The sequence below is a fragment of the Flavobacterium plantiphilum genome (genome assembly GCF_046000495.1).
Lineage (GTDB): Bacteria > Bacteroidota > Bacteroidia > Flavobacteriales > Flavobacteriaceae > Flavobacterium > Flavobacterium plantiphilum.
On record NZ_JBELQA010000004.1, the window covers coordinates 264,453 to 278,198 of the forward strand.

At 33.8% G+C, this 13,746-nt stretch carries 13 protein-coding genes; 3 read left to right on the forward strand and 10 right to left on the reverse strand.

Features of this window, described 5'->3' with window-relative positions:
- Positions 1 to 56: 56 nt before the first annotated feature.
- Entirely contained in the window at positions 57 to 359 is a 303-nt protein-coding gene (locus ABS764_RS08790) for a GNAT family N-acetyltransferase (protein WP_408081416.1), read from the reverse strand.
- 266 nt (positions 360 to 625) lie between these two features.
- Between ABS764_RS08790 and ABS764_RS08795 the strand changes: the two genes are divergently transcribed.
- Positions 626 to 1,297, forward strand: a complete 672-nt coding sequence (locus ABS764_RS08795; protein ID WP_408081417.1) for a YqiA/YcfP family alpha/beta fold hydrolase — start codon at positions 626 to 628, stop codon at positions 1,295 to 1,297.
- Positions 1,298 to 1,372: 75 nt separating this feature from the next.
- On the opposite strand, the gene ABS764_RS08800 is transcribed toward ABS764_RS08795, so the two are convergent.
- Complete coding sequence (locus tag ABS764_RS08800) at positions 1,373 to 1,888, reverse strand: DUF2892 domain-containing protein (protein ID WP_408081418.1); 516 nt, start codon at positions 1,886 to 1,888, stop codon at positions 1,373 to 1,375.
- Between the two features lie 166 nt (positions 1,889 to 2,054).
- On the opposite strand from ABS764_RS08800, the gene rpmH reads away from it, so the two are divergent.
- The gene (gene rpmH, locus ABS764_RS08805) at positions 2,055 to 2,216 is read left to right on the forward strand and encodes a 50S ribosomal protein L34 (protein WP_008464848.1); all 162 of its coding nucleotides are present in this window, start codon (positions 2,055 to 2,057) and stop codon (positions 2,214 to 2,216) included.
- Between the two features lie 167 nt (positions 2,217 to 2,383).
- The gene (gene carB / locus ABS764_RS08810) at positions 2,384 to 5,236 is read left to right on the forward strand and encodes a carbamoyl-phosphate synthase large subunit (RefSeq protein WP_408081419.1); all 2,853 of its coding nucleotides are present in this window, start codon (positions 2,384 to 2,386) and stop codon (positions 5,234 to 5,236) included.
- Between the two features lie 318 nt (positions 5,237 to 5,554).
- Here carB and ABS764_RS08815 read toward each other — a convergent pair whose 3' ends face one another.
- The 8 genes from ABS764_RS08815 to ABS764_RS08850 all read right to left on the reverse strand — a co-directional run bounded on the left by ABS764_RS08815 (position 5,555) and on the right by ABS764_RS08850 (position 13,713).
- Complete coding sequence (locus tag ABS764_RS08815) at positions 5,555 to 6,535, reverse strand: GTP pyrophosphokinase (protein WP_408081420.1); 981 nt, start codon at positions 6,533 to 6,535, stop codon at positions 5,555 to 5,557.
- A 436-nt stretch (positions 6,536 to 6,971) separates the two neighbouring features.
- Positions 6,972 to 8,951: a KUP/HAK/KT family potassium transporter gene (locus ABS764_RS08820; protein ID WP_408081538.1), complete on the reverse strand. Its 1,980-nt coding sequence runs from the start codon at positions 8,949 to 8,951 to the stop codon at positions 6,972 to 6,974.
- 119 nt (positions 8,952 to 9,070) lie between these two features.
- A complete protein-coding gene (locus ABS764_RS08825; protein WP_408081421.1) occupies positions 9,071 to 10,381 on the reverse strand; it encodes a hypothetical protein in 1,311 nt (436 codons plus the stop codon).
- A 180-nt stretch (positions 10,382 to 10,561) separates the two neighbouring features.
- Positions 10,562 to 11,014 (reverse strand): sensor of ECF-type sigma factor, encoded by a 453-nt coding sequence (locus ABS764_RS08830; protein ID WP_408081422.1) that lies wholly within the window; start codon positions 11,012 to 11,014, stop codon positions 10,562 to 10,564.
- A gap of 21 nt (positions 11,015 to 11,035) precedes the next feature.
- Positions 11,036 to 11,452, reverse strand: a complete 417-nt coding sequence (locus ABS764_RS08835) for a hypothetical protein (protein ID WP_408081423.1) — start codon at positions 11,450 to 11,452, stop codon at positions 11,036 to 11,038.
- A gap of 33 nt (positions 11,453 to 11,485) precedes the next feature.
- Positions 11,486 to 12,028, reverse strand: coding sequence for an RNA polymerase sigma factor (locus ABS764_RS08840; protein WP_408081424.1), 543 nt, complete (start codon positions 12,026 to 12,028; stop codon positions 11,486 to 11,488).
- A gap of 53 nt (positions 12,029 to 12,081) precedes the next feature.
- Positions 12,082 to 13,251, reverse strand: coding sequence for an SRPBCC family protein (locus tag ABS764_RS08845; protein WP_408081425.1), 1,170 nt, complete (start codon positions 13,249 to 13,251; stop codon positions 12,082 to 12,084).
- Positions 13,252 to 13,524: 273 nt separating this feature from the next.
- Entirely contained in the window at positions 13,525 to 13,713 is a 189-nt protein-coding gene (locus ABS764_RS08850; RefSeq protein ID WP_408081426.1) for a hypothetical protein, read from the reverse strand.
- Positions 13,714 to 13,746 lie beyond the last annotated feature (33 nt).

Here is a 13,746-nt window from a genome sequence, read left to right on the forward strand (position 1 = left end):
AAAGTAAAGGCACAAGTTGATTCTTGTGCCTTTTTTCTTTTGGATTGTAAATAGGATTAAATTCGGATTCCAGGAGGAAGTAATTCTTTGTATGATGGGTTTTTTTTGAAAAACTGAACGATTCTGGGATAGGTAGGAACGACTTTTAAGCGTTGTTCAATAGCGTTTTCCAGGATGGTTTTTATCAGGTTGTCGATGAATTGTTCATTTTTAAATTCTTCGGGAGTATTAATTTTAGTTAAAAATATTTTCCGTTCCTGAAAAGAATATTCTACTGTTACGAGTCCTTCGGGGATTGTGGTTTCAAATTGTCTTGCAAAAGAGTTGTCTTTAATTTCGATAGTAGCAATTGTTTCCATGTTTTTTTTATTTATTGAAAAAGACTAAAAAATATAAGAATGAATAAAGATTATTCTTTTTTATAGCCAAATTATCTGTGCAATGATTTCTAACTGAATGAGGGATTGTAAAGTTAAGTAATTGATAATCAAAATCAAATAATTTTAACTTTACATTTTTGATTTCTGATTTTAAAACAGGATTTTTGTTATTTGCAAAAATTAGGTGTTATTCCTTAAAAGACTTATATTAGTTTTATTCCTGTTGTAAAAGTGTAAATTTGATTATGAGTAAAATTCCTGTCTATTTCATGCCCGGACTGGCAGCTAATTCATTGATTTTTGAACGAATCAAATTGGATGAAGCACTGTTTGATGTCTATTATTTAGAATGGGAAATTCCAAAACCACAAGAATCTCTGGTGGATTATGCTAAAAGGATAGTGTTGAAGATTACCGAAAAAAATCCGGTTTTAATTGGGGTTTCCTTTGGTGGGATTCTGGTTCAGGAAATTGCGGATTTAATAGAAGTTAGAAAAATAATTATTATTTCGAGTGTAAAAACAAGATCAGAATTACCTAAACGAATCAAATTTGCTAAATCAACTTTGGCACATAAATTAATTCCAATGCGGCTGATTTTAGGGTTGAACAAGCTGGCAAAATCAATATTGACAGAGAAATTAAAACACAGGATACAATTGTATGATACTTTTTTATCCGTGCGGGATATTTATTATTTGAAATGGGCGGTGGAAAAAGTAGTTCTTTGGAATCGTTTAGCGGCAGATAATCGCGTTGTTCACATTCATGGAGATAAAGACCGCATATTTCCTGTTCAGAATATAAAAAAATGTATTGTAATCAAAGGTGGAACGCATGTTGTGATTTATACAAAATACCGTTGGTTTAATACCCATTTGCCGGATATTATTTTAGGAAAAAATCCCAGGTTGTAAATAATAAAAAAAATCCCAAACTCTTGGAATTTGGGATTTTGACCCGAAATTTCGGGATTGTTGTTTTAGAAAAAATCAGATTCTTTTCATTTGTTCTTTCATCATAGCGATTTGTTCTTTCAGCATATTTTGTTTGTCTAACTTTTTTACTTCACTAATCAGGTTAGTCGCTTCCAGTTTTCTTCTGCGTGACAATGCGATTCCTGCCAGATTTAATTTGGCTACAGCCAAATCCATATCCATAGATAATCCTAATTCGATTGCTTTCTTGAAATATTTTTCAGATTGATTGATGTTGGTTTGTGAAAGCATGATTCCGTGAAGGTAATTAAAGTAGCCTTGTTGTTTTTTTATCAATGCAGATTCCGGATTTTTAATATAAGAAAGCCATTTTTGAGCACCTTCAAAGTCCTGTTTTCTTAATTTTAAAAAAGCCAATAAGATAAATTCGTTTCTGTAATATAGAAAAACAGGAATTATAGTAAGTAATAATAAGAAGATTCCGTTTCCGATATTGTTTTCTGTAAACTGCCAAATGCTGGTAATTACGATAAGTCCGGCGATAATAAGTTTGATATTCTTGTTTAACATGGTGGGTATATAATTTATGTTTGCAAAGATAGTAAAAGGATTTAAAAATATTTTTATAAAACTTCTTGCCAGAAAAAAAAGTCTTTGTATATTTGCACTCGGTTTCAGAATAACCACCATTCGAAAATAAAAGATACATATAAATAAGTTTTAAAGATACAAAGCAATGAGCAAAAGAACGTTTCAACCATCGAAAAGAAAAAGAAGAAATAAACACGGATTTATGGACAGAATGGCTTCTGCAAATGGAAGAAAAGTTCTTGCGCGTAGAAGAGCTAAAGGAAGACATAAATTAACTGTTTCTAGCGAACCTAGACACAAAAAATAATGTTTGTATAAGCATAAATAAGGGCGTTACTTTTTTTAGTACCGCCTTTTTTTATATCTTGTCGGTAAAATAAGACTCAAGATTAAGATTATTAGTGAGTTGCATCATTTTTAAACAACAGAATTGAGTAAAAAAAATTACTTCATTAAAACAATAATTATCATATAATGCCAAAAGACACTTCAATAAAATCAGTTTTAATTATAGGTTCAGGTCCTATTGTTATTGGTCAAGCCTGCGAATTTGATTACGCAGGATCACAATCAGCACGTTCTATTCGCGAAGAAGGAATTGAGGTTATTCTTATCAATTCGAACCCTGCTACAATTATGACCGACCCATCTATGGCGGATCATATTTATTTGAAGCCTTTAACAACAAAGTCGATTATCGAAATTCTAAAAGAGCACCCGCAAATTGATGCTGTATTGCCTACCATGGGTGGACAAACAGCGCTTAACTTGTGTTTGGAAGCACAGGACAAAGGAATTTGGGAAGATTTTGGAGTACGTTTGATAGGAGTTGATGTAAACGCCATTAATATTACTGAAGACAGAGATCAGTTTAAAGCATTGCTTAAAAAAATAGATGTACCTACAGCTCCTGCTGAAATTTGTACTTCTTACTTAAGAGGAAAAGAAATTGCTCAGGAATTTGGTTTCCCGCTTGTTATTCGTCCGTCATTTACTCTGGGAGGAACCGGAGCATCTATTGTGTACAAACCGGAAGATTTTGACAGATTATTAACTGCCGGTCTGGAAGCATCACCAATTCACGAAGTTTTAATTGATAAAGCTTTGATGGGATGGAAAGAATACGAATTAGAACTTTTAAGAGATAAAAATGACAATGTTGTAATTATTTGTTCTATCGAAAACATGGACCCAATGGGAATCCATACCGGAGATTCTATTACGGTTGCACCGGCGATGACCTTATCAGACACAACATTCCAAAAATTACGTGATTACGCTATCCTGATGATGCGTAGTATCGGTAACTTTGCCGGAGGTTGTAACGTACAGTTTGCAGTTTCACCGGATGATAAAGAAGATATCGTGGCAATCGAAATCAACCCTCGTGTATCCCGTTCTTCTGCATTAGCTTCTAAAGCTACCGGTTACCCGATTGCTAAAATTGCTTCAAAATTAGCTTTAGGCTATACTTTAGATGAATTACAAAACCAAATTACAAAATCTACTTCTGCTTTATTCGAGCCTACACTGGATTATGTAATTGTGAAAATACCACGTTGGAACTTTGATAAATTTGAAGGTTCTGACAGAACTTTAGGTCTTCAGATGAAGTCTGTAGGTGAGGTTATGGGTATTGGACGTTCGTTCCAGGAAGCTTTACACAAAGCTACTCAATCCTTAGAGATTAAACGTAATGGTTTAGGGGCAGATGGTAAAGGATACACCAACTACGAGCAAATTATTGAAAAACTTACTTACGCAAGCTGGGATAGAGTTTTTGTGATTTATGATGCTATCGCAATGGGAATTCCATTGAGCAGAATTCACGAAATCACTAAAATCGATATGTGGTTCTTAAAACAATACGAAGAATTACATACACTTGAGAAAGAGATTGCTAAATATACAATAACAACTTTACCAAAAGAATTTTTGCTTGAAGCAAAACAAAAAGGTTTTGCCGACAGACAAATCGCCCACATGATGGGTTGTCTGGAAAGTGAAGTACATGCTTTGCGTATGAACATGAACATCAACCGTGTGTTTAAACTGGTTGATACCTGTGCTGCAGAGTTTAAAGCAAAAACACCTTACTACTATTCTACTTTTGAAGCAGAAATTGAAAAAGCAGATGGAACCCGTTTTGTAGACAATGAAAGTGTGGTTACTGACAGAAAGAAAATCATCGTATTAGGTTCAGGACCTAACCGTATCGGGCAGGGAATCGAATTTGACTACTCTTGTGTACACGGAGTCCTGGCTTCTAAAGAGTGTGGATACGAAACGATCATGATTAACTGTAATCCTGAAACCGTTTCAACTGATTTTGATACAGCAGATAAATTATATTTTGAACCGGTATTCTGGGAACATATCTATGATATTATCCAGCACGAGAAACCGGAAGGGGTAATCGTTCAGTTGGGTGGACAAACAGCGCTTAAATTAGCTGAAAAATTATCTAAATACGGAGTGAAAATCATCGGAACCAGTTTTGATGCACTGGATTTAGCCGAAGACAGAGGACGTTTCTCTGATTTACTGACTGAATTAGAAATTCCTTTCCCTAAATTCGGAATCGCTGAAACCGCTGATGAAGCTTCTGAGCTTGCTGACCAGCTGGATTTCCCATTATTGATTCGTCCTTCTTATGTACTGGGGGGTCAGGGAATGAAAATTGTAATCAACAAGCAGGAGTTAGAAGAGCACGTAGTAAACCTGCTGAAAACTATTCCGGGTAACAAATTGCTTTTAGACCACTATCTTGATGGTGCCATTGAAGCAGAAGCAGATGCCATTTGCGACGGTGAAAATGTATACATCATCGGAATTATGGAGCATATTGAACCTTGTGGAGTACACTCCGGAGATTCTAACGCTACATTGCCTCCTTTTAACTTAGGAGAATTTGTGATGCAACAGATTAAAGACCATACTCAGAAAATTGCTATCGCTTTGAAAACAGTTGGTTTAATCAACATCCAGTTTGCTATTAAAGACGATACAGTTTACATTATCGAAGCGAATCCAAGAGCTTCCCGTACGGTTCCGTTTATTGCTAAAGCTTACGGAGAGCCTTATGTAAACTATGCTACTAAAGTAATGTTAGGACATAGTAAAGTAACGGACTTTGATTTCAATCCACAATTAAAAGGATATGCCATCAAGCAACCGGTATTCTCTTTCAGTAAGTTCCCGAATGTAAACAAAGCTTTAGGACCTGAAATGAAATCTACAGGAGAAAGCATCTTGTTTATTGATGACTTAAAAGACGACCAATTCTACGAATTGTACTCCAGAAGAAAAATGTACCTGAGTAAATAAGCACTTAGGTTTAAATATTGAAAAAGCCCCTTTTTGGGGCTTTTTTTTTGGTTATAATCTTGCTAAGTTTTAGCTGTTTCCAAGCGATTGGTTTTTAGTACAGTTCATTGCGAGGAACGAAGCAATCTCAGCCAGTAACTTTACAAACTAGTTTGTTATGTTTTGTATTGATTATTTGCTCATTGTTGCGGGCACGGAAAATATTTCCGCGCTATTGGGATTGGGGTTAAATTAAAACCTATTTCGGATTTGCCAAGTCTTCCAAATACAAAACCAACTTCAAATTAAACCTAATGCCCAAATCCGTTGTAGTGGCTGTTAGGCAAAGTACTTTTCTTTATATTCATTAATTTTATTTCTTGTTTGCTCACTTTTTAAACGTTTTCTAAAATTCTCATTAAATAAATCCAATACAAAACGTGCGATTCCGGGTTGTGCCCATTTGGTAAATCCTCCTTTATTCTCTAATAAATATTCTTTTTCAATATCTAAAAATTTTGGTTTAATTTTCTTCCAATGTCCACTTAATTCATCTAAAGTAATACCATAGTGAACCATTTGGTCGAGTAATTCTCCTGTAGAATCAAGATTCTTATGTCTTCTAGGAAAATTAGCATCCATAAAGGCTTGCAAAGTGTCTATATTTAATTCCAATTTATCGTCGGTCGTTTTCTTTACTTTTTCACTAACTTCAATTTGGTATTTTTTACTTTCAATTTTTAATTCTTCAAACTGCTCATCAGCTTCTTCTAATTTTGCGCTAATTCTATGAAGTTTTCTTCTAAATTTTATTGGAGTTTGAAGTTCAGTTTTATAAGCTAATGAATGTTCAATTTCAGCCCAAGCGTGCATCAAAATTGTTCTAATTTGAATTTCACACTTTAGATTAGAAAGGCCTCTGAAATTTGGTGTTTTTTCCCATTCTGAATTTACAGAAGCAATTAGATGATAGGAACGATAACCAAATTGATTGTAGTCAAGAGTTGTTTCTTTGTCTTCGGATTCAGAAACATTAAATTCCTTATTAATTATATTTGATATCTTTTCAATATCAGTTTGGTAATAACATATTATTCTAATTCCACAAATATCTTCAATTTCATCAAAAGGTTTTTCATATGATTTTCGAGTAATCTTTTCTAAAAAAGATTCAGAACTTTTAACTCTATAATAAATAGAAAGTGTCTGAATGTTTTCATTTTGCAACAAAATTTTAAGTGATTCAATCACATTTCTTCCCAAACTGTCATAAGAAGACTTTAAATTTTCGAATTGATTTTTTGTTTCTTGTATATTCATTCAGTTTTTTTGTATTTCGTCTAACTAGCTCATATGCGCATAAATTGAACTAGTTTTAAGCTTGATTGGCATGTTATGCGCCTATTTTGGTGGTTATTATTGTGTATTAATTTTTTTTCGTACACTTACAAATATAAAAATATTTCTTACAATGAAAAATCATTAATAGTATTTTAAAATAAGCTATTAACGTCCGTGAATGGTCTTGTATTGTAGCTAAGCTACTGCTTTAATTGTTTCCTGATATTGGCTGGAGTATTTTTTTTAGCTTATTAGAACTATTTTTATCCTCCACCCAGTAAAATAGAGCGTTCGAAATAAAAAAATGTCCTGATACGAACTCCGTGTCCCTGTTGGCAATAATTCAAAAGCTTAATAAAAAAACAAAAAGCACTATGTCACTAGTGCTTTTTGTTGTTGAAATTTTAAAAGATTCTTAATCCAGAATGCTTCGGGAGTCTAAACGGGTTAAATCAATGTTTTCCGGTGTGTGCAGTATCATCGGGAATTTTTCTATTTTCACCGAGCTACTGTCTAAACCAAAAGCGCTTTCTTCAGATAAACTCAGTTTTTTGATAAAGAAATACGAGTTCATAATGATGTTTTCGTGCCATTTTAAGTCGTTGTCATTCGATAAAAATTTCTCAGAAAGCACAAATTTAAAGTCACCAATGATGTTGTTTTTGTTCAGTGATTCGTAACGGCTTCTAATATCTACTTCACCGTTTTTAACCATGTCTCTGATTACTTCTTTGAACAAAAGATTGATTTTTGTGGGTTCTCTAAAACCTAAATTGAAGTCCACACGATACAAATCATCTTTCATTATCTCGGTAACGCGGTATTCTGTTTTGTAAGGTTCGGTTAAGATGTTCACGTGAACAAACCAGTAAATGTCGGCTCTTTTAGGTCTTTTTTGCAAAATAGAGTACATTACTTTTTCTTCTATTTCATCTGCACGGCCTGCATTGGTCATATAAACCAGATGCGTGGCGTATTTAGGAATACTTAAATCGGCACTTAATTCGCTCAATACTTTTTTGTAATCTCCAATTTTTACAATTTTAGTATAAATCTTGTTGATTTTTTTGGCTGAATTCCAGATAGACATGATACCTATCAAGATAATAGCAATCATTAAAGTTACATATCCGCCATCGGTAAACTTGGTAATATTTGCTGCTAAAAAGCTTAATTCGATTAAGAGGTAAATGGTTATTAACGGCACCATAAAATACAATTTTACTCTTTTCATAATCAAATAGAAATTAAGTAAAATGGTCGTCATAATCATACACAGAATGATCGCTAAACCGTAAGCATGCTCCATATTGCTTGATTCTTCAAAATGGAGAACGATTCCCACACAGCCAAAGAATAACAACCAGTTGATTGACGGAATATACAGTTGTCCCTGTAATTCGGTAGGGTATTTTATTTTTACCTTAGGCCAGAAATTCAGTCTCATGGCTTCGTTTATTAGCGTAAATGATCCGCTTATTAAAGCTTGTGAAGCAATTACGGCAGCCATTGTTGCAATTACAATTCCGAAAGGCTGGAACCAGTCTTCCATGATTAAGTAAAAAGGGTTTCCGTTTTTACCGCCCAAGCTCTGTAGTGTTTCACCACTATGATGAATCAGATAAGCTCCTTGTCCGAAATAATTCAGTACCAGTGTAGATTTAACAAAAATCCAGCTGATTCTGATATTTTTTCTCCCGCAATGTCCCATGTCAGAATACAAAGCTTCTGCTCCTGTTGTACATAAGAAAACGAAGCCCAATACGAAAAATCCATCCGGATGAATAGTCAGTAAATGGTAAGCATAATAAGGATTTATAGCTTTGAAAACTTCAGGATGATGTACAATCTGGATAATACCCAATATCCCCAGCATACTGAACCATACCAGCATCATCGGGGCAAAGAATCTTCCAACGAGTTTTGTTCCAAACTGCTGAATAGTAAACAGTACAAATAAGATTCCGATAACTATGGGAACGGTGTTTATTTCAGGATAATAGGTACGGATTCCTTCTACTGCCGAAGATACAGAAACGGGCGGAGTGATGATTCCATCCGCTAATAGCGCACTTCCTCCAATAATGGCGGGGACAATAAGCCATTTGATCTTTGTTTTTTTGACCAGAGCATACAAGGCAAAAATTCCGCCTTCACCATGATTGTCTGCATTTAAAGTAATGATTACATATTTTATAGTAGTTTGTAATGTTAATGTCCAGAACACTGCCGAAATTCCTCCAAGGACCACATCTGCATCGATGGTATGTTCTCCCAGTATTGCTTTCATTACATATAATGGAGAAGTTCCAATATCGCCATATATAATTCCTAGTGTAACTAATAAACCTCCTAATGTTAATTTGCTATGTAAGTTTTTATGTGATGCGCTCATGTATATTTTTGTAAACGCCCCAAATTTACTCATTTTTAAACAATTCGAAAGTTATTATTCTTAAAAAGCAAAAAAACACGACCAAATGATCGTGTTTTTAATAATCGCATTTTATTTTGTTATATTCTTCGGTTGTTACTTCCGGATGAGTTGTTGTTTCTCTGATTACCGCTTTTGTTTCTACCGGATTCAGCTCTTTGAGGAGCCGCTGACGGAGTAGCAGGTCTGGAAATTGTTCCCCGGTTCTGATTGCTGTTTCCGGATCTTTGTACTGCTCTTTGCGTACTGTTATCCTGTCTTGGAGTATAAGTTCGCGCGCTTTGTTGTTGCGGTGCTGTATTTTGTCTGGCACTATTAGCCCGGTTTTGATTGTAATCTCTGCCTGCTGTTCTTTGGGCTTTATTTTCAGATGCGCTGTTAGTTTTGTTCGGGGTATAAGTTCTGTTAGCTCTGTTTGAATTGTAATTTCTGCCAGGCGTTCTTTCGGCTGTATTGGTTCCTGAACTGTTAGCCTTGTTGGTGCTGTAGCTTCTGCTTGGAGTTCTTTTAGTTGAATTCTCCTTTGAACGGTTACTATTAGTCTGGCTGTAGTTTCTGGAAGGAATATTTCTGTCAGATGAATAATTTCTTCCTGAAGTGCTGTTGCTGTATCTTCTTCCGCTGGTGTTTCTGCTTGCGGTGCTGCTGTACCTTCTGTTTCTGTCTAAATCATAACGATTTGAATACTTCGTATTTCTTTTTGCGAAAGCATAGTTAGGATAACGTTTTTCATAGGCATTAGAGCGTCTGGAATTGTAAAGTGAAACAGCTATGTTGCTTCTTCTGTAGTTTACATAGTTGTATCTGTTATTGAAATTTAAACTGATATGAATATTGTTTCTGTATCGGTATACCGGATAAGGATTCCAGGCATAGAAATAAGATGGGTAATAATTCCAATACCAATTTGACACATAAGGACGGTAATTAGCGCTCCAGAAAGAAGCATAGATTACCGGTGTGGAATAATAAACCGGCTCGTAAATGTAATTGGCTCCGTATAGGTATTCATTCCCTACAAACTGTACCTGCACACTGTTGTTGTTTCTTTCAATATCTATGGTCGCTACATCCTGATAAACATCACGGTCTAATACCGACTGGATAATAACCACATGGGTGTTTTGTTCTACAGTTTCAATAACACGCAAATAATCGACTTCATTATCATTGTTTAAATCTAAATTAGAAATTTGTATTTCAGGATCGTTTAAACGTCTTTCAAAATCTTCCAGATTTTCAGAGTCACCAAAAATTGATGCAACAGCTCTTAAATCAAGATTGTCGCTAATTTCGTTACTCATTGCATTAACTGTAGTGCTGCTCTGGGCGTCTGCTTTTGTGATAAACAAAGCAGCTAAAAGGCTAAGGAATATAATTTTAGTTTTCATGGCAAACTGTTTTTTAGAGTGATAATTTGCAATATTCAATTACTGTGCCAATTCAATTATCAGTGGTGTCGTTTTATTTCAGGCTTGGAGTTAAAACGCATAAAATCAGTTTATAGTATTCAATAAAAATGCCGCTTCAATTTAATGAAGCGGCATTTGTGCTTTTAAAAAAAAAAATAATTATTTTTTCTTTCCCCGGTCACCGTATTGCTGGAGTAATTTTCGATAAAAATCGTCTTCTGCTTTTTTTAATTTTAAAATTTTTACAGCCGGTAAAACAGCTCTCACATTTTTACTGAATTTTTTTCGTAACAAGAATAGCTCTTCATCGGCAGCATCCATTTGGTATAATAAAGCAGCAGCATCTTTTTCGCTCATTTTGTTTAGCGCATCCCCGTGCATTTTGCTTTTAAAAAACTTCATCTTTTTATGTCTTATTTCAAATTGTTTGTCGTCATAAGCATTATAAAGGGGCCAGAATTTTGCTGATTCTTGTGAACTCAGGTCTAATTCAGAAGTGAAAAACGCTACTTTAAAGGATCTGATTTGCTCTTTCTTATCTTTTATGCTTTCCTGAGCATAAAAGCTGCAGGTAAATAACAGGATTATGGGTAATAATTTTCTAAAATTCATCTTCTCTCTATTTATGTACTATTATTCTAAAATATAATTTTCTAAATTATTGTTACTAATCAGCAGCTCTTCAATTGTATTGTCTTCCAGAGCAATATTTGGTTTGATATTGTTAATATCTTCTTCGTCAAGTGCGTTTATTAAATCATACTGATTTACATTCGACTGATAACTTAGGTAATTTTCCAGCGTTTCAGTATCAATTTCTTCTGAATGATTAGCCTGATTCATAAATACAGGTATTGTTAATGCTAATACAAGTACAGCAGCAACCATCATAATAATAGTTTTCCTTTTCCGGAACAGTGAAATTGTTTTAGGCTCTTTATGAGTTGTTTTCTCTAAAATGGTTTCAGAAAATTTCTCAAAATATAGATCTTCCGGAGTTTTTAATCCGGAATCAATTTTAGGGATGGTATTTAATTTAAATTCTTTCATGATAGCTATTAGACTGAATCAAATGGAAAAGGTTTAATTTGCTGTTAATTGAGATTCTATTTTTTTTACGGCATGATGGTAAGATGCTTTTAAGGCTCCTACGGATGTACCCAGAATTTCTGAAATTTCTTCGTATTTTAATTCTTCAAAATATTTCATTTTAAAGACCAGTTGTTGCTTCTCAGGAAGTGTAATAATGGCTTTATGCAAAGCAATTTGGATTTCATTTCCATCAAAATAAACATCAGATTTAAGATTGTCAATGGCTTTACTTTGTAAAGTTTCGGAGGAAATACCGCTTTTTCGGGCTTTTTGATTTAAAAAACTCAGTGCTTCATTAGTAGCTATGCGATACATCCAGGAAAATAATTTGCTCTCTCCTTTAAATTTTTTCAGATTTTCAAAAACTTTAATAAATGTGTTTTGTAAAACATCATCCGCATCATCATGATTCAGCACAATATTCCGAATATGATTGTACAATGGCTTTTGATAGGTATGCAACAATTTCTGAAAAGCTTCATTCTGCGTTTTCGGATTTAATAATTGTTGTATGAATTCCTTTTCGTCCAGCAAAGTTTTTTGTTGATTAGATATAAAAGTAAATGGATGGTTTAATTGATAAAAAATTAAAATTCAAATTCCTCATCTATTGCTTTTGGTTTTGACTCTTCAGCAGGTTTTGCTTTTAGCGGTGCCACTTTTACAGGAGCCGTTGTTGTTGGTGCAGTTGTGGTCGGAGCTGCTGTTGCAGGAGAATATGTTTTTACAGGAGGAATCTCCTTAGGCATTACAGGAATATAAATTTCGGTAACCCATTTTGACGGGTTTTTGACATCGTTTTTACTTAAACTATAAATTTCCAGATGTGAAAAAACAGGATTTGGAGTTAGTTTGTTTTGATTTAAATAATTAACAGTTTTGTTATAAGCTGTTTTTAAATGCGAATAATCTCCCGTTAAAGTTGTTTTTACACCTTCAAAAGCATCCAGTTGTCCGGAAACGATATCACTTCCGGCACTTAGAAATATGGCTTCACGAATGCCTATTCCGATAGTGATTTTAGTCAGTTCCTTAGCGGTATCATAAGTATGATAAATAATAAAAGGTTTGCCGCTAATTATAATGTCATTTTTTTTGCAAAAAGCAATCAGTTTCGGGATTACAATTTTGAAGTTTTTATTGACTTTGGCAAATTCACTTGTAAATGTTTGTCCAATATAATTTTGCATGGGTTTCTTAACGATTCCATTATCAATAGTAGAAAACGTATTGATTTCATAATCTAATGCCCGGTCTAAATTAACTAAGCTTTTTTCATAAATTGCTCCTATCACCCTGTCGGTACCACCATTTAAAGCAGCATAGATTTTAAAAAGAAAACTCATTTTTCCCTCAGTTTTCCAGGTTACTTTTGTTCCTCCGATAGTGTCTTTAAAATGCCAGTATACGGTTGAATGTGTTCCTTCAAATTTCATGGACTGTACTATACTATCGTTTTCCTTAATGCGGATAGTGCGCATTTCACCCTCACCATTTTTTCCTTCCCAGTTGTAAGAAGCTCCTTTGCCAATAGTATTTTGAGGGTAATTTACTTTAATTTCTGCATCATCATTTGTCCAGGAACCAAAATCACTCCAGTTTCTGTAATCATTTACATAATTATAAACAGAGGATTTGGGAGAATTAATAATCTTACTTCTTTCTACAAGGAAATCTCCTTTTTGAGTAGCTATAAATATCGATAGTGCCACGAGGCTTAGTAGTAATAAAAGAAAGATATATTTTAAAATTCTCATAATTAATTGATTATTTTATGATGTAAAGTTAGAAATTTTATCAATATGCAAGACTATGAGTCTGAAAATTAAAAAAAGCGGGACTTTGCACAGTATTCGGAAATCAAATAATTGTGTGTTTTTTAAAATTTGCATTTTTAACGGTATGCAATGAAAGTATTAATACAAATAAATAACAAAATCGTAACGGTTTGTCATTCTGTATTTTAATATTTGACCGGTTGTGTTATTTTGTGTTTTGGAAGTCATAAAAAAGAAACAGTTGCTGTACTTTTAATGTCTGAAAAATATTTTTATAACAAATAAAAGTCCAATAAAAATAAAGAATCCAATTAGGATTTTGTAGTTCCCTTTGTAGAATATCTTATGTGTCTGAATGTCTTTTCGGTAAGAAAAAATCATAACGATGATAAAAGCGATAAGAAAACAGACAGCAAATACGAATTGACCCTGGCTAAACATAATTTTAAAAATTTAGTACAAAAATAAGTAAAT